General features: G+C 35.5%; 25 protein-coding genes. All 25 read right to left on the bottom strand.

Annotated features, from left to right (window positions below; all coding sequences use genetic code 11):
* Positions 1-359: 359 nt before the first annotated feature.
* On the bottom strand, positions 360-2,084 hold the full coding sequence (locus tag ACFV9Q_RS27925; protein ID WP_377237104.1) for an N-acetylmuramoyl-L-alanine amidase: 1,725 nt from the start codon (positions 2,082-2,084) through the stop codon (positions 360-362).
* 12 nt (positions 2,085-2,096) lie between these two features.
* Complete coding sequence (locus ACFV9Q_RS27920) at positions 2,097-2,384, bottom strand: phage holin (RefSeq protein WP_064582294.1); 288 nt, start codon at positions 2,382-2,384, stop codon at positions 2,097-2,099.
* A 60-nt stretch (positions 2,385-2,444) separates the two neighbouring features.
* A complete protein-coding gene (locus ACFV9Q_RS27915; RefSeq protein ID WP_070500386.1) occupies positions 2,445-2,591 on the bottom strand; it encodes an XkdX family protein in 147 nt (48 codons plus the stop codon).
* Positions 2,584-2,937 carry a hypothetical protein gene (locus ACFV9Q_RS27910; RefSeq protein WP_070500384.1) on the bottom strand — a complete coding sequence of 118 codons (354 nt, stop codon included), beginning with the start codon at positions 2,935-2,937 and terminating at the stop codon, positions 2,584-2,586. Before ACFV9Q_RS27910 ends, ACFV9Q_RS27915 begins: the two co-directional genes overlap by 8 nt.
* Before the next feature lie 11 nt (positions 2,938-2,948).
* Positions 2,949-3,848, bottom strand: coding sequence for a BppU family phage baseplate upper protein (locus ACFV9Q_RS27905; RefSeq protein WP_377237103.1), 900 nt, complete (start codon positions 3,846-3,848; stop codon positions 2,949-2,951).
* A gap of 52 nt (positions 3,849-3,900) precedes the next feature.
* Entirely contained in the window at positions 3,901-5,811 is a 1,911-nt protein-coding gene (locus ACFV9Q_RS27900; RefSeq protein ID WP_377237102.1) for a glucosaminidase domain-containing protein, read from the bottom strand.
* Between the two features lie 138 nt (positions 5,812-5,949).
* The gene (locus ACFV9Q_RS27895) at positions 5,950-6,249 is read right to left on the bottom strand and encodes a DUF2951 family protein (protein WP_001830303.1); all 300 of its coding nucleotides are present in this window, start codon (positions 6,247-6,249) and stop codon (positions 5,950-5,952) included.
* Between the two features lie 36 nt (positions 6,250-6,285).
* On the bottom strand, positions 6,286-6,426 hold the full coding sequence (locus ACFV9Q_RS27890) for an XkdX family protein (RefSeq protein ID WP_001830255.1): 141 nt from the start codon (positions 6,424-6,426) through the stop codon (positions 6,286-6,288).
* Between the two features lies 1 nt (position 6,427).
* Positions 6,428-6,787 carry a hypothetical protein gene (locus ACFV9Q_RS27885; protein ID WP_002439241.1) on the bottom strand — a complete coding sequence of 120 codons (360 nt, stop codon included), beginning with the start codon at positions 6,785-6,787 and terminating at the stop codon, positions 6,428-6,430.
* Positions 6,771-8,303 carry a BppU family phage baseplate upper protein gene (locus ACFV9Q_RS27880; protein ID WP_001830265.1) on the bottom strand — a complete coding sequence of 511 codons (1,533 nt, stop codon included), beginning with the start codon at positions 8,301-8,303 and terminating at the stop codon, positions 6,771-6,773. The genes ACFV9Q_RS27885 and ACFV9Q_RS27880 overlap by 17 nt, the downstream gene beginning before the upstream one ends.
* Positions 8,303-10,969, bottom strand: coding sequence for a peptidase G2 autoproteolytic cleavage domain-containing protein (locus tag ACFV9Q_RS27875; protein WP_001830294.1), 2,667 nt, complete (start codon positions 10,967-10,969; stop codon positions 8,303-8,305). The genes ACFV9Q_RS27880 and ACFV9Q_RS27875 overlap by 1 nt, the downstream gene beginning before the upstream one ends.
* Positions 10,970-10,983: 14 nt before the next feature.
* Positions 10,984-12,840, bottom strand: coding sequence for an SGNH/GDSL hydrolase family protein (locus ACFV9Q_RS27870; protein WP_001830292.1), 1,857 nt, complete (start codon positions 12,838-12,840; stop codon positions 10,984-10,986).
* A gap of 13 nt (positions 12,841-12,853) precedes the next feature.
* Complete coding sequence (locus ACFV9Q_RS27865) at positions 12,854-13,792, bottom strand: phage tail domain-containing protein (protein ID WP_237629880.1); 939 nt, start codon at positions 13,790-13,792, stop codon at positions 12,854-12,856.
* 15 nt (positions 13,793-13,807) lie between these two features.
* Complete coding sequence (locus tag ACFV9Q_RS27860; protein ID WP_099840929.1) at positions 13,808-16,912, bottom strand: terminase; 3,105 nt, start codon at positions 16,910-16,912, stop codon at positions 13,808-13,810.
* 2 nt (positions 16,913-16,914) lie between these two features.
* Positions 16,915-17,217 (bottom strand): hypothetical protein, encoded by a 303-nt coding sequence (locus tag ACFV9Q_RS27855; protein ID WP_001830305.1) that lies wholly within the window; start codon positions 17,215-17,217, stop codon positions 16,915-16,917.
* 62 nt (positions 17,218-17,279) lie between these two features.
* Positions 17,280-17,774 carry a tail assembly chaperone gene (locus tag ACFV9Q_RS27850; RefSeq protein ID WP_002470856.1) on the bottom strand — a complete coding sequence of 165 codons (495 nt, stop codon included), beginning with the start codon at positions 17,772-17,774 and terminating at the stop codon, positions 17,280-17,282.
* Between the two features lie 62 nt (positions 17,775-17,836).
* Positions 17,837-18,376 (bottom strand): tail protein, encoded by a 540-nt coding sequence (locus tag ACFV9Q_RS27845; RefSeq protein ID WP_002456898.1) that lies wholly within the window; start codon positions 18,374-18,376, stop codon positions 17,837-17,839.
* Positions 18,363-18,800 carry a DUF3168 domain-containing protein gene (locus ACFV9Q_RS27840; RefSeq protein ID WP_377237101.1) on the bottom strand — a complete coding sequence of 146 codons (438 nt, stop codon included), beginning with the start codon at positions 18,798-18,800 and terminating at the stop codon, positions 18,363-18,365. The genes ACFV9Q_RS27845 and ACFV9Q_RS27840 overlap by 14 nt, the downstream gene beginning before the upstream one ends.
* 12 nt (positions 18,801-18,812) lie before the next feature.
* On the bottom strand, positions 18,813-19,226 hold the full coding sequence (locus ACFV9Q_RS27835) for an HK97-gp10 family putative phage morphogenesis protein (RefSeq protein ID WP_001830232.1): 414 nt from the start codon (positions 19,224-19,226) through the stop codon (positions 18,813-18,815).
* Entirely contained in the window at positions 19,219-19,548 is a 330-nt protein-coding gene (locus tag ACFV9Q_RS27830; protein WP_377237100.1) for a phage head closure protein, read from the bottom strand. The genes ACFV9Q_RS27835 and ACFV9Q_RS27830 overlap by 8 nt, the downstream gene beginning before the upstream one ends.
* Complete coding sequence (locus ACFV9Q_RS27825; protein ID WP_001830262.1) at positions 19,541-19,855, bottom strand: phage head-tail connector protein; 315 nt, start codon at positions 19,853-19,855, stop codon at positions 19,541-19,543. Before ACFV9Q_RS27825 ends, ACFV9Q_RS27830 begins: the two co-directional genes overlap by 8 nt.
* Complete coding sequence (locus ACFV9Q_RS27820; protein ID WP_002456895.1) at positions 19,855-20,145, bottom strand: Rho termination factor N-terminal domain-containing protein; 291 nt, start codon at positions 20,143-20,145, stop codon at positions 19,855-19,857. The genes ACFV9Q_RS27825 and ACFV9Q_RS27820 overlap by 1 nt, the downstream gene beginning before the upstream one ends.
* Positions 20,146-20,161: 16 nt before the next feature.
* The gene (locus ACFV9Q_RS27815) at positions 20,162-20,992 is read right to left on the bottom strand and encodes a N4-gp56 family major capsid protein (RefSeq protein WP_002456894.1); all 831 of its coding nucleotides are present in this window, start codon (positions 20,990-20,992) and stop codon (positions 20,162-20,164) included.
* 17 nt (positions 20,993-21,009) lie between these two features.
* Positions 21,010-21,606: a phage scaffolding protein gene (locus ACFV9Q_RS27810; protein WP_103433368.1), complete on the bottom strand. Its 597-nt coding sequence runs from the start codon at positions 21,604-21,606 to the stop codon at positions 21,010-21,012.
* 114 nt (positions 21,607-21,720) lie between these two features.
* On the bottom strand, positions 21,721-21,915 hold the full coding sequence (locus ACFV9Q_RS27805) for a hypothetical protein (protein WP_365161642.1): 195 nt from the start codon (positions 21,913-21,915) through the stop codon (positions 21,721-21,723).
* Positions 21,916-21,922 lie beyond the last annotated feature (7 nt).

The following is a 21,922-nucleotide window of genomic DNA, read 5'->3' as shown; positions in this document are numbered from 1 at the left end:
CCAACGTGTCAGAGAAATATTCTCTTGACACTTATTTGACACTTACTCTCTCGAAAGCCCGTCATATCAACGGTATAGTACGGAAACGGAGGGATAAAAATAAATTTCTAAATAAAACTAAATAGCCATAAATACAGTGTTTTCAAAGATTTATTTTCTAAATAGAACTAAAAAATTATAACTATTTTGACACGTATTTGACACGTGTACACAAAAAACAACCACGCTCATAAAGAACGTGGTTTAGAATATAGTATTCGTTTGAAATCAGGAACAAAGATTATTATACAATAAAAAAGAGGGTAGCCATAGTGACTACCCTTGTATAATGACGTGGTACCAGTATTATACCACGTAATTTAATATACTTTTGTAATTCTTAGTCTTTCGTGCCAAACCCAATAATTATCACTAGGACCGTGTACACGACACCAACCGTCGATAATCTCGTAAACATAGAATAATTGACCTTTACTATATGTTGTATTAGTCATATTCCACGAATAATTACCTTTACCGCCATGTCTATTAAGTATCGTTGCACCAAGGCTATCTGCACGTGCTGCAAAGTACTTTTTGCGTTGCCAAACTAATTTTTCAGGTGGTATTTGACCTATAGCAAGCTTATTTTTAGATTTATTTGCTATTTTTTTCATTTCTTTTGTTTGCTTACTTGCTTTTTTACCATCTCTTGTTTCGTTGTGCTTATATTCTTTAGTGATGATTAAACTCTCATGCCATACCCAGTAATTGCTACTTTCTGAATAAACACGTGCCCAACCTTCACGCACTTCATATACGTAAAATGGACTATAACCTGCTTTGTATACTAGATTAGTTTTCTTCATATATCCATTTTTAACATCTTTGCAGATAGTTACACCTGAACTGTCTGCTTTTGCAATATAATGAGGTGTTTTACTCCATACTAGGTTTTTAGGTACTCGTTTACCATTATATTTATTTGTAGCCTTGCGAGTTGTAACTGTTTTGATTTTGTTTACATCATAATCTTCATCAACAAATGATGGCACAATGTAATGCGTTGTTCCATAAAAATTATCAACACGTAGTTTTGCAGGTGTATCTGCGTTACCATCAAAGTTTTGTTCTAATACAGTTTGTGTGTTAGTTCCTCCACTATTATCCCAAACTAAATAGATGTGACCGTATCTTTGGTATATACCATACGTACATACACCAATTGCTCCAACTGGTGGTACATAATCCGGTGTATTTTTGACAATCTTCCAACCTTTAGGGTATATGTTGAGGATACTATCTTTCGCATTACCCCACATTCTAACTTTACCATTAGTTATGTGATATACGTAATCAACTGCTAAGTCCATACATTGATATGCCCAACGATTATCAAAGTCAACAAACTTACCTTTCAAGCTATACATATAGTTGATTGCACTTTGGTAATCTTTTGTTGATGGCTTAGACTTAGGTTTTTCTTTATTTTTACCTTTGTTTCCGGCTTTCTTCTTGCTAACTTTAGGAACTTTAACTCCATCAATATGTTTAGCTACGTAACCGTCAAAAACACTTGTATTACGACCTAAACCACAAGCTTCTAGTAAGTTACCTGGATCTTGTTTATCATACTGTATGTCTTGATGGCCTGGCATTTCATTTTTATAGTTAATTTTCCAAAATTTAGTGAGATAAGCCATGATACGTGCTGCATTATCTAACGACTTTAAGCTGCGTTTCTTATCTGAGAAGTAACATGCTTCTACACCAAATGCTGCATAGTCAGCATCAGCATTATACCACTGATTATCTATAGTGGTATTCAACATGACGTGCCATGCTACCTCTGTAACTGGAATACATATAATTGCTTCTTGATCATCAACAAAAATATGTGCACTTGCTACCATGCTCCAAGCAATATTATACGTATTTTTATAATAATTCACATTATCTTGTGCAGTAGTATTTGGATTCCCAGTATCATGAATAACTGCAAAACTAGGCTTTCCATTTTTAGTGTGTAATGCTTCTCCGTTCCGACGTGTTCCGATAGGCAACAAATCATAACGCACTGGTACTCCATTCCATGTTTCTGCCATTCTATAGGCCTCCTATTCTTTATTAGGTTTCTTATATTCTTGAGCCATTAAACTATCGGATAAACCAGCACTTGTACCGTCTACTGCCGACATATATAGACTTACTAGCACACCAATTACAGCAATTGGATTACTAATAAATTTTAATAAAGCTTCTCCAACAGAACCCCAAGTAGTTAATGAATGCCAATCAATTCCTAAATAAACAAGAATAGGCATAAATGCACCTACAATTAATTGAATAATAGCTATAGGATTATTAAATCTTACATGCCAATTTATTCCTAAGAAATTTCTCATACATATGTCTCCTTTTAGATAAATTAAAAAGCCAACGCAAAACGTCGGCTGTCAATTATTCTATACATTCACTTTTTCTGGATCATATTCAACACCCGTTAATTCTAAATATTCTTCGGGAGTTACAAATCCTCTTTTTACAAATAAAGCAAATTGTTCATTTGTATAAAAACCCATTTTGTAATATTTAACTCCGATATCATGCATTAGCATTTCCTCCTAACAATTGCATAGTTAAATCAGATATATCTTTTCTTACATCGCTTAATTCTTCTTGTGTTCTGATTAATTCAAGAGATAATTCTGCTATAATATCATCTTTTTCATCGTATTTATTTGTTAAACCTTCACTTTCGTTTTTCGGTTGTGAGTTTTCCCAATTTTCTTTAGTATTACCAATCCATTGTTTACCATCAAAATGACAAGGAGTATATATTCCTTCTGGAGGTTCTATATCAGTCCATTGTCCTTTAGGATATTCCATTTCTCCATTGTGATTTTCAATAACTAAATATGGTGTGCCATCATAAAAATAAATTTGCTTTGTCTTCATATTCCCGCCTCCTATAAAACGACTATTCCTTCGATGTAATAAGCGCCATAAGGCATTGCTTCACTTTTAGGGTCAAATGTTATTTCTAAATCTCCACTTTGAGTTATAGTCACGTTGTAGATGATTAATTGAGATGAATTAACGCCCGCTTTTGTATATTGTTTATAATCTTTCACCTTATCCGAGATGTTTTTCGGGAGTTTCGCAAAAATCATTTCTTTACTGTTAATGGAACTTACTGCACCTTTTATAAATAGCATTTCTGTATCATTAATAGAGATTAATTTATACATTGGCTTGTTAAGTGTCCCAGCTTGTGTAATTCCGTTCACAAGAGGAAGTTTTTGCCAGCCTGTGTCAGTACCTTTAGCCTTTAATTTGAATGTATCAGCATTTTCTTCCATATATACTTTCAAATCGTTCTCTAACTTATCTTTGAAATCATCATCTAATAATCCTATAGCATTCTCTTTCATAACGTTTCTAACTAAATCTTGTAATGAATCTACATGTATTTCTTTTCCAATCGGTCCAGTCATTCCACTATCTGTGATAGTGAAATAAAAGTTAGCGACGTGAACACTATCCTTTTCATTAGCTAAGAATAATTTCGCGTCTACTTTCCCTGCGTGTTTAATGACATTGTCAGACACCTTATATTGAATGACGCCGTATTCAGGTAAAATGATCTCTAACGGTTCATTAGTGAATATAGAACCGTCTGAACTAAACAAATCTAAACGAGGAGTCATATCAGTTTTGTTAAAATCTAACACTTCGTTGTTATCTCTGATAGTGATTCTTATATAAGCTGATCCGTCATCTTCTGTATAAAAATTAGCGCCAATAAAACCGTTCTCAGCTGTACTAACATTTATATTAGTAGCAACATCTGTAAGTTTTTGTAACATATACACACCTCTTTCAATTATTAAAGGCTACCCACCGTCAGTGAGTAGCCTTTTATCTATATTTATCTCTGATATAATACATACCTTTTAATCCTACTTTTTTGTATAAACTGTTTATTGTTGTTGCTTGGAAATTACACCACTCAATCGCAGTAGCATATTGCATACGACCGGGGTTTTTAGGGTTCCAACGCATTCGGTACAAAGTGTTCTTACCTTGATTAAAGAATTGTTTTCTAACGAACTTAGCCCCACCTATAATACCATTACGTGGACTCGTCCAACCTTGTCTTCTAGCGTAAGCTATGGAAGCATTAGGGTTATTGTCATATGCTGCAATACCAAAGTAATTGTAAATACCATAACGTCCACTGGCAAAGTTACTACGGCCATATCCACTTTCTAAGAATGCGTGAGCAATTAAGTATATTTCATTTACGTTGTATTTCTTACAACCGTCTGCGAAAGCTTTACCTTGACCGGATAAAGTACCTTTACCTTTAAGTATCTTATTCAACTTACTTACTGGTATACCTTGATACTTACCTAAATCCAACATCTGATACCTTTGTACTGAACTATTCCATATAGTGTTAGGGTTCATATACTTACTTGTTTGTGACCTAGAAGCATTTCCCCAACCCCAACTATAAGATTTTTGAGGCTTGCCATGAGCCATTTGTGCATTAAGTGCTTGTTGGAAAGTATATTTACTTTTCTCTACAACTACACGAGGTTTATTTGAAGTTCTGTTTGTCGTTTTACCATTTTTGTCTGTAGGCTTATCGTTCTGTGTAGGGTTATCGACTGAAGTTTTAGGTTTAATTTTTATTTTTGTTTTAGTCGTTGTTGTAGTAATTGTTTCTGTAAGTAATTTATCTCTCTTAAGATACAAACCTATTATTTTCTTTTCAACTTCTTTATATTTACTTTCATCAGGAATACCGTTTTTGATTAAGTCGTAATTAATTAAATCTTTCATAGAACGCCATATATTAGGGTCTGCTTTGATTGATGATTCAGATAGTTTTACCTTACTCCAACTTAGCAACCAAACGCCGTAGATTAACGCTCTGATTTGATTGAGCATGAATTGGCGTTTGCTATCCGTTTGTCCTCCGCAAACTTCCATAACAAGCCAACCTGGATGTTCTGGTGCTTCTTCTGAATCAGGTCTAGGTGTCCATACACGCTCACGGTCAATATATACATGAGGGTATTCATCTTCGTTAACATATTTATTACGTTGTAAATACAATTCTTCAACAGAACGCATATGTGTACTCTCTTTGATATATATACCTTTTACCTTCCCTATCAACTTTTGCCCTTCAACCATGTAATGATAAATATATTCCAAATCATCGTCTAAATCGTATGCGAATGATGTATAGGAAACTTTGGTAATCTCTTTAGTTATAGGTTTTGTTTGTTCTTTTGTGTTTTTAGGAGTGTTGTCATTAGAAGGTTTGGACGGTGTACTACTTGGTTTCGATGGTTTCTTAGTTTCTGCGTGGTAGGGAGGTCTGACGAACCCACTTATACCGTTATAACTATGTTTAATTTTCGCACCAGGTGAGCCTGTATAACTATTTGCACCAATCCAATTTTGATCCACACTAGTAAAGTAACTTTTGGTAGATGGACCTATGACAACAGCAGTATGCCCAACACCGTTATTAAAGGAGCCCTTTCCCCAAACTGCCATGTCACCAGGTTTCGGAACAAAGTTTCTAGTGTTCCTATAGAATTTGAAGCCTTTAGGATATCTATACCATGCCATAGCAATCGCATTTCCTGTTGTTTTAAAATGCCAATATCTATTGAAAATGTAGTTTGGTAAATCCCAACACTGGGCGCCATAATAACCGTCTACATCAACTCTTCTGCCAATCATCCTTTTTGCCCATGCTGCAACTTCCGAAGCAGTAGGTTTTCTTCTTTTAGGACTAGGTAATCCCATATATCCACCTCATTTCCGGCATAATAAAAAGCCGACTAAAAAGCCGGCTTTGTTTCTCAATTATTTACATTTACCAAACCAGAAACATTCCCAAAAACTTGCACCTAAAAATAATCCGAACATGGTAACTCACCTCCTTTAAACACCGAAAAACATTCTTAATACTGCTACGATTAAAGAACCAGCTATAGTGCCAACCAATCCTAAAACCCACATTTTAATGTCTTTGATGTTTTTTTGATTTTCTTTTTTGTTTTGAGATTCTAATTCTCTCTCTCTGTTGATAGAGTCCAAAGTGAAATTCATTTTTTGATTAATCAAATTTTGATTGTGTTGTCCATCTTTTATCTGTTCCAAAGAGTTGAATATTTTTTCGTCGTTATCTTCCAATCTTTTTATACGTCTTTCGTAATCTCCTCTTTGGCTACTTTCTGTCATATAAACACCTACTTCACTTAAAATAAAAACCACAAGCTATTTAACTTGTGGTTCGTAATCTTTACCTGTAGTTTCTTTAAATTGTTCCGGAGTAATCCAACCAACTCTAACAAACTTTTTGAAAGTTTCGTCAGTGTATAATTTTTTCTTATATAAATCGATTACTACTTTATCCATATTACGCTTCCCCCAATTTTTGATTTGCTTGTTCTTCAGTTATTAGTGCGATGTTCTGCTTCAAACTCATAACTTCTTCTTGTAAATCGACAACTAAGCTAGTTAATTTAGCTATAGCAATATCTTTGTCATCAACAGGAATTTCTACTTCAGGCAACATCTTTTCTAGCTCATCTTGGGTTTGTCCAACCCATTGTTTACCGTCATAATAGCAAGGTAAGATAATACCTTGAGGAGGTTGGTTCTCTGTCCATTTTTCATCAGGATAAACATATTCATCTTCTTCGTTTTTGTGAACAATAATTGCTTGTCCATTTTTCCATAAATAAACTACTTTCATTTCATCACTCCGTCCATTCATATTGACCGTAAATATAATCTGTATCAGTCCACGCTGATGGATCTACAGTAGCGTCAAAATTCACTGTTCCTGATGTGTTCAACGAAATACGTCCGCTGTTTTTGTTTCTAGGTGCACTTATTGAGAAAAACATTAAGTTTTTGACGAATTCTTTAGGTAAAAGTGCAATAGTCTGTCCATGTTTGATAGTTGTAGCATTAATGCGTAACATTTTCTTAGTAACTCCATTCTGTGTGATTGTTCTGTACGCACTAGTAAATCCACCTTTGGAAACTAAGTCGTTATGAGGCGACGCACTGTTCACTAGTTGTAAATCAATCCAACCAGTATCTACAACATCTGAACCAACACGTTCCCATTTGCTCCAACTCTTATAAAATCTTTTTTGGTAGATTACAGTTGAATTGTAAGGTTGGTATTGTATTAGAACAGCATCTCCATTTCTTTTGTACTTTGTTAACCACCCATTATTATTTGTTCCAGCTGGATTGTTCAAAGTAAGAACAACATATCTAGTTCCTATCGGTAAAGACATTAATTGTTCGTTATTGTCGAAATCTATTTGTAGGTTGGCATCATAAAAATTAGTACCATCATCATTTGTTAATTTAAATTTTTGCCAATCCTTTTCTGTAAACTTACTTTCTACATATTCAGGAGTAGTAAAGCCATCTCTTTCAAGGGTTTCATTAAATATTTGTAGCTTTTCATCAATTGTTGTGTTAGCTTGATTAACATTTGAATTAAAAGCGTCCACATTGCTATCATAAGTTTTTTGGAATGTATCTGAAGCTAAATCATAATCCGTTTTGATAGCGTCACGTTTAGCATCAATTTGTCTTAAAGCTTCTTCTCTCTCTAGGTCAATGCTTTGGTTAGACGATATTAACGCGTCTGTAATTGAAACAATAGCGTCTGCTTGAGCCTTGTTTATTTTAATGAGGTATTCTTCAGCTGTTTGCTTAATAGATTCAATCAACGTTTGTGTATCGCCTATATCTTGCTTAAGTTGTTGCACTTTCTTTTCTAATTCCGAACGCAATTCATCAAACATTCGAATATAAGATACTTTGATATCACTTTCGATTTGATTGATAAGACTGTCGCGTACCGTGAATTTAAAAGTGCCTAACACAACAGTGTCGTCTTTTCCTACGTTGTTTACATCGTTGAGTGATAAGTAAATTTCACCCAACACTTCAGAATCGACAACGTTTTTCAGAAACCATTGAGGTACCGTAACACCTATTAATCCTTTCATTGGATCAATGAATTCTACGTCTAATACACCTGATGTACTAGGTCGTTTTTCTTCTGTTCCGTTCGCAGCTTTAAAGAAAGCATAACCTTTAACATTCTTATCGCTGATTAACAAAGGTTTGTTGTCTTTTTGTACTACAAATTGAAATTTAGCAGTGTTTTTATCGAGATTATAAAAACCGATACCTCTATTAGATATCGGTTGTAAATATGGTTCTTCGTTTAAATCAAGTTTACCTACTTTTTCTAATTCCATTATTTAGCACCCCACAATACTAATGCTATTGCACATCCACGTTCTTCAGTGTATTCAGAAGTTATTTTCATGACACGACCTTTACCATTCACATTATCTTTATATCCTACACCTGCTCTACCGTTGATATAGTCGCCTGGTATAACGTCTTTTTCAATGTTCGTGTAGATTTGACCTAATAATCCGACTACATTCCATTCAGGTCGTTCTGAACGTGATTGATAATCGATTTTGTCGTTATATTCAGGGTTTTCTACTGGTATGTCACGCCATTCGAAAGAAACATTTCCTTCATCGTCTACAAATTCAACTTGTTTTCTGTTTGTAATCGTTACTCCATACTCATTTTTTAAAAATCTATCTTTATGGTGGAATGTTTTTTCGTTCGCTACCAACGCGGCAGTTCCAGATATAACGCCAATTGGTGTGTCATTAGGTTGCGCTTTTCTTATCTTATCGCCGTCTAATGTAACGATAGTTCCTAAATCGATTGCTAATCCATTTTGTGACTCAAATAACTCTGCGATATCGGCACTATCTTGTTTAAGTTGACCGGCTAAAGTTAAGTTTCCTGAATAAGTGCTTAAATCAAATTTAATGTTAGATGTAGAAGCATTACCACTAGAACCATATCCAGCGACAACATGATAGTTACCAGGTGACTTAACACGATTACTATTCATAATCAGTTGTGTATGGCCTTTTTTATCAGTTTCAGAATTAAGTGAATTGATAATACCGCTACGTGAACCATAAGATTTGGAGTTAGCACCAGAACCTAATACAAAGCTACGATTACTGTATGCTTTCGAACCACCTGTAGATGCAATAACTGCACTAGCGTTTGCTACACCAGCACTTCCTGTAGACGCTATACTAGCGCCGCCTTTTCCTACTGTAGGTGGTGTGTCGTACTTTTCTCCTGCTATCCATGCAGAAGTTGAATAATTATCAGCTGTGACGCCGCTAATCATAGCGTGGTTATTTGTCAAACGTAATCCTATACCTGAACCATTGCCGTGTAAGTTACAATTAGTTATTTTAGTGTCGTATATTTTACTTCCAACACCGATACCGATATTGTTAGATGAATTCCAAATATTTATGTTATTTAGTGATACTCTAGACGGTCTATTATCTCCGCCAAATAATCTAATATCTACTTCTGCATTTTTAAAGTTACGCACATTAATATTATTAAGCGAGATGTTTTCGGACATGAATTGGATGGCTATTGCTGGTTGTTTTTTATCTAGTTTTCCACCTTCTAATTTTCCGAAATCACTATCACCTATAGCTGTAAAGTTATTTACAGAAACATTTCTATAAGCACTGATTAATAATGCTCTAGGTGTTGAGCCTGGATACACACCATTGTATTTAGGGTTTAAAGCTAAGCAATTATTTAGCACCACGTCATAAGCAGTCAAACTTTTATTGTCCGTTTTAGCTCTATGATGACCGATGTGTCGAATGTTGTAAGCTCTTGTATCTTCGATTGATACGTGACCGTTAACGAATACGCCACTTGCAGCACTTGTGTTACTGTGTGCTTTGATTTCTAAACCACCGAAGTTACCTTTGGTTCTGTTGTTTGATAAGAACACATATTGTGAGCCATCGTCAATTTCTATACCATTGTTATTACTTCCACCTGTTGGTGTATGTGCATAACAATTAGAAATTGTAATGTAACGAGAGTGATGGGTAGTGATACCATCATCTCCGCAACCATATGCCTCACAATTATCAATATGAATATGCTTACTTTCTAATGCGTAAGGCACTCTGTTTCCATCGCCTTCGTAGTAATAATTGTCATTTGCATATGTTACATCGATACAGTGTAGTAAAGCGTCATATGATTTAACGTTATAGATATATCCATTAGTTACACCCGCAAATCTAATGTTAGATGAACGAGAGCCACCGGTAGCTTTAAGTGTTTTATTTTGTCTAAACTTATTCCCATTGAACGAAAAACTTTCTAAAGAAATGTTTTCAGCTCCGCCACTCATTTTTAAGTTAGTGATACCTATGTTCTCTGCTGGTGTTTTATCCATTAGCTTAATAGTAGTAATGTCTTTACCTTGTCCTACCAAACGAGAGTTGTTAGGCATTTTAATACCTGTTGTAAGGTAAGTACCGCCACTCATAGTTACCTGTACATTGCCGTTACCTAATGCGTCTTGGAAAGCTTTCGTACTGTCCTTTTGACCTGTAGGATCTCCGCCAAAGTCATCAACGTTAACAATACGTTGTATTTTCTTAGTTAAGTCGGCTCTTAGTTCTTCTCTAGCGTTACTTTCTCTTAAAAAGTCGTGATATAGACGTTGGTGTAAAGAATCGAAACTTTGAGCGTCCATTGATGTGTGACTAGCTTTTAATTCGTTATTGCCATCACCGTTATGACCTAACACAAGATGTTCAATAAGTTCATCTTGATAATTTTCATGATTAGATAATACGACATCTTTACCTTTTGTAGTTTTGTGTTTGATTTGATCAGTTGTATGCGCATTTTTTTGAGTGGTTAAATGCTCGTTAAAGCTATCATCACTTTTATTAGTCCAGTATTTTATTTGTTCGAAGTTATTCTCAAGTTGACTTACAAACTTTTGACTAAAGTACGAGTGAAGTTTCGTAATTAAGTTATCTAATTTCAAATTTTTTGACCTCCTTAGCCATAAAAACCATAAAAGTTTTTAATCAATTCGTACATAATGACCTCGTGCCCTTTTTCATTAGGGTGTACCCCGTCAGGCATACTCGATTTTCTGTACGAAGGTATATTGGGTTTGAATTGTGTTGAATGATAAGCGTCATAAACAGGTATATCCAGTTCGTTACAAGCGTCTATTTGAACATCTACATAATCAGCTAAAGTGTGACCTAAATCGTTCTTAGTAGTGTCTTTTCTTACGGTTTTGCCGTCTTTTATATAACATTGTTTAGTAGGTGTCATAACAATTATTTTAGAGTTAGGGTTATTACTCTTGATTTTAGTGATAGCACTATAAAAGGCACCGTAAAACGTTTTAGTATCCGTTTTATCAGTGCCTATATTAATATCATTAGTCCAATCATCATCTGTACCTTGCACAATGATTAAATCAGATTTAATTTTGGTCGCTTGTTCATAAATGCTATTATCTTTGTTTGTGCTCATTGTCGCACCACTAACAGCTAAGTTTGTTGATTTAGCCTTTATCTTCTTAGCTAACATTTGAGTAAAGTTAGTTTTAGCACCAGTACCTTTAGCGACAGAATCTCCAATAGTACCTATTGTTTTAACTTTCCTAATCTTAGACTTAGGTGTAAAGTCGTGAACAATAGTACCGTTTGCAGTTGTAACACTCTTAGCATGCGCGCTTTCTAATCTTCTTTTTATTTCATCGGTTTTCTTCTGCAAATCTTGTGCAGTCTTAGTATTTGCGTTGTTTTGAGCTTGAATCATCCTTAAGTCTTTAGCTGGATCAGATTTGTTAGACTTAATAGCTTTAACATAATTTGCAGCAGTGTTTACTGCTTTCATGTATCTATCTTGTAATCTAAATTCCCCAAGCACTACGTCTTGTTTGATAATCTTGTTGTTAATATCTCGTTGCGTAGTGATTTCGATAATTCTAACAAACTCATTTAAACCTATTAAATCATCAATCACATTCACAATATCCCCAACTCTAGGTACTGCTTCTTTAAAATGTTTTTGCAAAGAAATAAAATCTAGTGTTACAGACGTTTTTAAACTTTCTTGTATAACTAACTCCATAGCTTTTTTGAGTGTATCCCCTTTAGTTATGCGTCCATCTACAACAGGTGGTGCATGGCGTTTGCCTATTAAGTCAGCTAAGGGGTGTGTATACTCATATTGCAAGCTGGCTTCGTTGAAAGTTTGTTGCTCATCAAAGCCACCATAACCTCTGATGTATGTGTAACACTTAGAAGCATCTTCTTGGACTTTTACATTATTAGCATTGACACCTGCTTTAATGTAATAGTTAGCTTTTCTTTGAACAATATCATATAAATGAAATGTCTTTGTTTTGGCGTTATATTCATATTCTAAGTTATATCTTTCCAAACCTTTTTTGAATAATTCTAAATTGGTATCGTGGTTACCTAGATTTTCAAATTTGGAAGATGAAACCTTAGCGTGTAATTCATACTTATAACCGGTATCTTTAAAAACTAAATCGAAGTAGCTTTTTCCTGTAAAACTACCGTTATATACTTCGTATACTCTTAAATTGTTTAGATCATCTAATTCGACAGGACGCGCTTTGATTGTTAACTTTTCCTTTTGACCTACAGTTGTTTTGTCTAACATAACGATACGGTATTCGTTTAGGTCATCAGCACCACCAACACCTGTAATCGTCCACATTTTAGTAATAGCCCCTATAGCGTCAAATGTAGCTTTGTTTTCTACCATTTCTATTTCTAAGGAGCCATCTTCATTTAATTTCTCATTTAATTTTGTTTCTACAGGTAGGGATTGCCCAATGCCCTGTAACGTTTTTAATAAAATTGGCAATTAAGCAACCTCCTTACAAGTAATATCTTTTGTGTTTAAACGTGATTTTTTGAAGTTTCTTAGTAGTATGGAAAGTATTCCAACCAGGCATTAACACAGGTTGTTGTTTCGTCTTGTTGTAATCATCAATGCGTAAGTTATTACGATATACATGGATGCCGTCAAATTTTATAACATCTCCTGCTTTCAACTCTAAACCGCTTATTTTCATAATGTCGCTATGTGTCATATAGAAGTTAAAACCGTCGCTATCTTTTTTGCTGATGTTTTCTCCTAGAACCATTTCTACAACACTGTCTTGGTTAAATTGGTTTATTTCAGCTGTACCACCATAATATACATCGCCCACTTTAGTGTCATAAAATGTGTATCTACGTTCTTTATGAGATGTGTTGAACGGATTTTTGTCTGGAATACCCCATTTATTCAAATTACCACTCTCTTTTTCTAAATCTGTACTATACCCAATACTCTCAAAGTATGGTAATTCAATCGTTTCGAAATCTAGTGTGAATTCACCTGACGTTTTAGTAGTATCGAATGACACTTCGTTAACTAAGCCAACAAGTATCTGCCTGCCGTCAACATATTCTAGTTCAAAAGATTGTTCCTTAGGTTCGAATATATTCTCGAATTTAACTTCACTTTCGGACGTTGCTAATTCTCTAAGATAAAAATGACCTCTTAGCATAGCTTGTATGTTCGCTTTTAAATGAGAAGCGTAAGCTATCTTTTCTACATCGTACCTAACCGTCATAGATATACTTTTCTTTTCTTCTTTAGTAGCATTATGAAATCTACCGTTAACACGATCAATTTCATCAAACTTTCGGTCATAGCCTGCACCTTTAACATCGTAAGAAACAACTCTCAACGCAGTACCAGTAAAGCGATTGTTACTAATACGCAAACGTTCTTTATTTTTGTATACCTCAACATCATGTAATATCAATTAACAATCACTCCTTTAAAATAATCCGAAACTTGCGTCTTTTGAGTTGGAATCTTCAATGTAAGATTTAATGGCCGGTATATCTGACTCATTACGAACAGTCACGTTAACGATAGGTTTATTGTTCTCTTGCATGCTATGACGTACGTCTTTACTCATATGTGCGTTCACATCGCTATTTAATCCACCTGTTAAGTCTGATGTTAAATCAGTGTTTAAATCAGGACTAAATGCGTTAGTTACATCTTTCGCTAAACGACGACTGGCATTAATAGCACTATTGCTTTGTTCCATAATACCAATACCTAAACCTTGAGAAATGTATCCACCTATGCCTCTGAATACACGTGAAGGTGAGTGAATACCTAGTACGTTTTTAGCTGCACTAACTGCTTTTTTAGCAATGTTTGCGGCAGCATTTATAACTCTACTTGCGCCATTCGCAATACCTCGTGCAATACCTGAAGCAATATGCAATCCTGCAGATACCATTTTTCCGAAGAAACTTCTGACTTTGGAAACAGCTCTACCCATACCAGAAGCCACTTGTGATACAACTCTAACAAAACCACTAACCACACCTTGAACAAATCTACTCATCGCAGAAATGATACTTGAAACCCAACGAGCACCACCAGAAATGATGCGACTTAATGCTTGCATCATTTTTTGAGCAACAGTTGAAACTACACGTGAAAACCAACTTGATACTGTATTCCATATTCTAGTAACTGCACCTGAAATCGCAGACCAAATTTGGTTCCAACTTGTAATATTAGTACCAAGTATTCTGTTCAAAACATTGAATATGAAGTTAGAAATTTGGCCCCAAATTGACAATATGGTATTCCAAATCGTAGTCATTACATTAGAAATCGTAGTTTGTAAAGTTTGCCAAGCGCCAGAAAAATCTCCGGTAAGGAGCTGTATTAATGCAGTAAACAAACCGAAAATCAATTGCGTAGCAGCTTGTAGTATTCCACCTATCGCAGTGAATACTACTGAAATCACAGTCCAAAGAGATTGGAAAGCAGTTACTAAACCATTGATGAGGCTGATGAATAAGAAGCCGAGAACTTGGTTTGCAACTTGTCCTAACATTTGTAAGATAGGCATAATTGGTTGGAGCGTTTGTTCGATAGACGCTCTGAACTGATTAAACCAGTTAATCACTGTTTTTACAGCGTTCATTATCGTATCTTTAATTGTGTTCCAAGCTTCAACACAAGTTTTTCTGAAATTCTCGTTCGTTTTCCATAACCAAACAATAATACCTATTAAAGCAACGATAACGCCTATGATAGCCAATACAGGCCATGAAATCGCGCCTATAGCTACACCCAATGCTTGGAAAGCGCCACTTAACATAGGTAAGATACGCATAATTGTACTAATAGGGCTCATGAGAAGTCTAAATGCGATTTTCACTAGGTTTAACGCACTTCTAAGTATTTGAGTGTTTCTAGCAAAAGCTAACATTTTACCGATAGCTTGGATTAAACCTACACCGAACACATTAGATAGCAATGTACTTACTGCAATGATTGGTGCTAGTAAAGCCCACAACATACCACCGAGTATCATACCTATACCAACCATTCGAGCTATAGCAGGGTGTGTTTCAAACAACTTAGCTATGAAACCAGCTAATGCCGTTACTACTTTTAATATAACACTTGCTATTGGCGCCATTGCAGTGCCGAATGCAACCAAAACTCTTACGATATTACCGATTAGATCCATAATGACTGGACCATTCTCTTGCACATACTGAACAAATTTTTTAAACCCTTCAGATTTACCGACTTGTTCAGACCATTCTCTAAACTTAGCAGTCATTTTAACTAGCCAATCAAAGATATTAGAGCTGTTTTGAGCAAATGCTTTCATCAAGTTACCAATACCCATGAATACATTGCCAAATATTTGACCTATTTTAGGTAAATTAGTTTTAGTGTATTCAATAAAAGATTTAATAGCATTTTGACCTGCTACACTGTTAGCCCAGTTTTGGAACTTTTTACCTAGATTATCTAAGCCTTTAGCAGTCCATAAAAATAGTGGACCTAATTGAGTGAATACATTAATAAGTCCGTCACCAAAGCGTCCTGCAGCACTTAATAATGTGTTGAATGTCTTAACACCTGTTGTATTCATCATGTTAAAGAATTTGCTAGCAGTTTGACTGTTTTGAGCCCATTTTAAGACACTCTGTGACGCTTGTTCCATTCCTTTAGAGATACCTGCTAAGAATGGTTTCATACGCCCTAAAGCTACGTTAACTGTATCTAAAGCATTAGATAGTGTGTTGAAAATCTGTGCTTGATTTTGCTTGATAATGCCTTCCCAAGTTGACTTAACTTGTTCTAAAGACGCTTGATATCTTCTTGTTTGTGCAGTGACTTGTAATGTTCCGTCATTCAACATTTTAATTGCACTTACTGCCATAGCACCAAATGCAAACGCACCACTTGCAGCAATACCAAATGCACCAGCTACACCTAATGCACCACCAGCAACTACGCCTAATGCGTTAGCTACTGCCATGATGGCGGGTACTAAACCAGCTATAATAGGAATAAGACCTTGAAAACTAGCGATTAGCACACCTTTGATTTGTTGTCCAAACACAGTACCAAATGTACGAATACGAGTAGCTAATCTATCCATTTTGTCGCCGTATTCATCTAAAGACTGACTTAAAGCTCTAGTTAATACTTGAGCTCTTGTCATTCCCCTTGTATCAAAGTTAACTTTTACCGTTTTATCATGTAAGGTTGCCAACATAGCCTTAGCACCTAATACTGAACGTTTTAAGGGGTTGTTGTTACCTTTTATGTCTACTTCTTTATCTCTTAATTGCTGTAATTTCTCTTTAACTACTGCAATTGCTCGTTTGATAGGGTTGTTGTTACCGTCTATATCAACGGTATGTTCTCGCCAACGTTGAGCCATTGCTTTTGCAGTGTTTAAGGCTCGTTTAAACTTACTGATATTCGCATCGACTTGTGTTTCAATCTCGTCAGGTATTTCAGTTTTAGCCATACGTTGAGCTTTTCTGATATTCCGTTGGAAATCTGTAATGATCGCCGATATACGAGCCATAAAGTTTTTATTCATGGCTAACCTCCTTTTTGACTAGTATTGCGTAATGAATTCATAAAGCGTCGTGTACCTTGTTTCTGAACATTTCTAATGCGTTTGTTATGTGCTAACTTACGCTCTTTCATACGTTCGTATTCTTCTGACTGTCCACGTACTTCGTATCTTGCACGCTCTAACTGCTTCTGTAATCGTTTAAGTGATTTACCAGCTTGCACAAGACCGTTAGCTTGAGCACCAAATAATAAAGTTTCTTGTTCATCAAGTAACGCCAATCTACGACCTACAACCCAGTCTTTCCATTCATTAGGCGTCAAACTCATTAATTCATCATAAGGAAGATAGCCTATGTATTGACTGGTTATCTGCCGTATTTCTGAATAATCTAGTAAGGTAGCTCGCCCATGATTTCTTTGTAATTGTTCTTCATGAACTCGATACCGTTCTTCGTAGACTCTTTCTCTTCTTCTTTGACCATAGATGGCGCTGAATTCATTTGTGTCCAGAATAGACGTGATTTCTGCTTGAAAAAACCACTATGATTTAAAACTTGCAATGCACCTTGTAATAATTCGATAGAGTCTTGTTTTTCATCAATAATTTCCATTAGTGTTTGTTCGATATCTTCACGTTTAGGTGCATTTTTACCTAAATAAGCCGTTGCACATTCCCAAAAGTCTGCAATTGCGATTGGATCACGTTCTAAAATGCCGTTATAGATAGCATTGAAGCCAGACACTTTAGTTGTTTTACCATTTTCGTCTTGCTCATCTTTAGCAAATTTCTTAGCCGCTTTATCGAATAAGAAAGTCGCTTTAGCTTCGACTTCTTCTCCGTTGATTTCTAATTCAGTAATAGGATTGAATGTATTTTCAGTCATTTTTTTAACCTCTTTCTGTTATTTTGTACAAAAAAATAGAGGGCTTAATGCCCTCGTAAAACTTATGCACCAGCACTAGGTGTACGGTTTTCGTATGAGTCTGTATAAGCTCCCATATCTTCCCATTCAACTGTAGGAGCGGCAGCACTAGGATTGAGCCATTCTGGTGGCAATGAATCAACAGAACCGTCTGCACTGTTAAATTTAACTTTTGCAGTGATTTCGATTTTGTCATCCTCATCATCAAATGACCATTCGTGCTCTTCTACAATTACATAAGCGAAAGTACCGTGATGTTTACCATCACGTTTTTTAACTTCCCAAATCCATAAACGTAACTGTTTGAAGTTTTTAACTGACTCTTTTAAAGCTTCTTGACCTTTGTCGCCAGGAACACGGTCAACAGTTAACTTGATTTCTTCTTCTACAGAGTTACGACCGTAGTCTTTTTTGCCACCTGTAATCATTTCAGCTAAGTCATTACTGATTGTGTGTCCACCCTCAGCTAAACTAGCTAACAGAATAGCATCTTCTTCTTTTAGCTTGCTCGCTAAATCTTTGTCAGCGATTTGTAACGCTGCAATATATTTATTCTGCGCCATTCGTTACACTCCTTTGTAAAGTATTGTGTCTGTATTTAAAAATAAGCCGAATGATACCGTGCTTCGTGTACTGATCAATGTCGGTTATCACTTCTTGTGTATCAATTCGACTTTTTATAAATGAATAGTTATTTATTTCTATTTCAGAGTTAAGTACAAAACCTAAGTATTGGATGATTTGTGAGGCTTCATCTCTATTTCTAGCTTGGCTATAAACATGCAATGTAACGCCTACATCTTCAAACATACTTGTCGTTGTCTCTTTGTTAGTGACGTTTGTTTCACCCACAACGATATATGGGTAAACAGCGTCTTTTTGAACGCAATCAAAAACCCTAACACCAAGCTGTTTTTTGATGATAGGGTTGCTTTTTAATTTGTTATATATCTTGTTAAACAGATACCGTTCTACTGATACCCACATATCTTAACCACCTTATGAAAAATACTTATTGAAAAACGCTCTACCTTCATCGATTGCAGGTTCCCAAAAAGGCTGTGCATGTTGCCCTTTAGTTGTGTGCCAATGTCCGTCTGCGTCTTTGTAACGCCACGGGATATTCTTTGCACGACTACCACCCGGACCGACTGCGTATATCCCTGTACCGTAGTTGACGTAAACTGCGTACTCACTGCCGATATTAATAACGCCTGTTAATCCGCCCTTCTTAAAGTCCATAGAAACACTTTCTCTAAGATAACCGGTATCAACAGGCATGTTACTAACTATTGAATTGTGAATAATTGTTGTTGTCTTGGCTATACCTTTTTTAGCCCATCTAATCGTTTCTTTTTCAAACTCCTCAAGTTCCTTAACTAAATCCCAATTTCCGTATTTAACCTTAGCCAATAGGACATTCTCTCAATCTTGTTAAGTTGATTTCTTGTTGCCCGCCTTGGTCGACAGGTTCTCCTACTACTTCGTAAGTTTTACCGTTGTGTTTAAATAAGTTTGTGTTAGTTATTGGCAGGCTGTACGGCGTATATAGGTTTCTGTCGTATGATTGGTTCATTTGATGAAACTTGAGTTGTTCAGATGAAGTAGGCGTATCCATAAATCCTTGTATTGTTTTTTCGCTCTTAAAGCGCTCTTGTTCACGTGGATACTCTCCTACAACTTCTCTTGAACCTAATTCGATTGTATGAGGAAACTCATTTAATGGATTAAACATGATAACCAGTCCAACGTAAGCGTCTAAATGGTTTAAGGTAACCGTATGTTTCCTTAGGTAGATCAGTAACGAAAGTGTAGCTCACAGTACCCATAGTACGTGAAGAAATATTGCTAGTCGTACCTTGTTTAATACAGTTAGCAATGAATTTCTCTACATTACTAGGTAATGACTTCCTATTGAATGTTTGATTACAATATTCTTCAGCTACATTCAGATACTTTTCAATAAGTAATTCGATTGTTTCGTCATTTGAAGTATCATCGAGTGAGAGATTGTTTAATAATTTAACGTCTTGTGCGTTCATTACTCAACACTTCCTAATGCTTCAATGAGTTCATCTTTTTTCATACTAGAAAAGCCCTCTATTTCACGTTCTTTAGCGAGTTCTCTTAATTCTGATACTTTCATACCTTTTAAGTCTTTGTCGCTCTCTACACGCTCAATAAGGGGCTTGTTTTGACGGTTCTCTTTTGTGGATAGTTCAGTTAATCGTTCATTACTTACATTTAAACCTTTACGAGGGAACGTATCTCCAACGTTATATTCGTAGTTGTTATCTTGTAAGTCTGTGAAGTATTCGATTACTTTATACATACGTCACTACCTCCTTTTATGCGCCTGAGTCTGTAGTTCCTGCGCCTTTAGTAACCTTAACTGCTTTAGATTCGTCATATAAGTACGCTACATAGTGTTTATCACTGTATAAAGCAGTTGTTTTAGTTGAAGGATCACGGTCAGTTTCTAAGAAGAAATCACGTTTAGTGATTAATTTAACTGCACCACGTTTAGCTAAAATAGCTTCGCCCTCATCTAATTTCTTAGAACGTACAATTACTGCACCTAAAGCTTCACCAAATGCACCTTTAACGATAATGTTATCGCCTAGTTCAGTCGCACGAGTGAAGTTTGCAGAAGCACTAGAACGTAACTTGCCAGCGTCTTTAGGGTTAATGAATAATACCATTGGTTCTAAATCTTCATCGTCAAATGTATCAATAGCAGCTTCTAAACCTGCTAATGTACCAATATCTCCACTAACTGTTAATTTCGTGCCTCGTAAAGCTTCTAATACGTCGTTATCTACTTTGTTAGCAATGGCTAAGCCATGTTGACGTACTGCTTCACCTTGAGGATCACCATAACCAGATAATAAAGCTTCATCAGTAATATCAGTACCTTTACCGATTTTATGAATTTTAGCTTCACGTCTGTTAGTTTCAATTTTGTCTACAGGAATTTTTTGTCCTTCAGGTACTACTGTAGCGTCACCACTGTAAACAAATGCAGGGAAAGTTAAAGTGTCGCCTGGTTGTCCTACTAATGTACTGTCAATGTCTGCAAATTGTGCAAATCTCAATTTCTTATCTAATTCTGCTTGCATCATAGGTTTTAATACTTCTGGAACGATTTGTGTACTTTTAGTTGTTGTTCCTTGTGCCATATGTTATAACCTCTTTTCTAATTGTTTATTAGAGCGTCGTATGTTTTTCTATCATTCATAAATAGATCAGTTCTTTCTTCTACGCTCATATTGTTGAACTGTTCTTGTGTTATTCCGCCAGCAACGCTTTTTCCGTCATTCGGCGTACGTCCGCTTGGTTTAGATTGTTCAAACAAATGCTCATTCTCTTTTTTGAACTCACTCATGTAATCGTCTAATCCTTTGACATTTCCATTGTCATCAACTTCTAAATTATCTTTATCGATTAGTTTGATTACTTGTTCAGGTTTAATTGCTTTTTCTTTAGCTAAAGATACTTCGATAGCTTTATTTAACTGAACGTCTTTGAGTTTTTGATCGTAGTTGGCGTTTTGCTCTTTATATTTTTCTAACTCTTGTTTAAGTTCATCGTTATCACCAACATTATTTTTGAGTTCTTCAATTTGATTATCACGATTTCTAATTTCTTCGTTAGCAGTGTCTAATTGTTCTTTTAGTGAATCAACTTTCTCTGCCTTCTCTTTATATGATTGCAAACCTTCATGATGTTCGTCGATAATCTTTTGAATAGCATCTTCTTCGACACCTAAACCACGTAAAAATTCTCTTTTCATTATTACTACTCCTCACATTTTTTATTACGGTGGTCTTTTCCACCATGAGTTTGCACCTTTTAACGCCTTGAGCATGATTTGGGCATAAAAATTGCCAACACATTTAAGTGTTAGCTAGAATAAGTTAAAGTTTGCATTTTCAGCATTTTTCTCATTAATATAACTTCTAATTATTTCTGTATCAGCTTCGTTGCTTATTCCTACCTTTACAACAGGTCTATCGTTCTTTAATTGATTAATTTCTTCGTATAGTTTTTTGATACGTTCTAATTTCTCAATTGCTTCATCAGCATCAACATTAACCTTCACATTAAAC

This window comes from Promicromonospora sp. NPDC059942 (genome assembly GCF_042731755.1).
Lineage (GTDB): Bacteria > Actinomycetota > Actinomycetes > Actinomycetales > Cellulomonadaceae > Promicromonospora.
The sequence above is the reverse complement of the archived record's forward strand: the minus strand, read 5'-3'. Positions and strand labels throughout refer to the sequence as shown.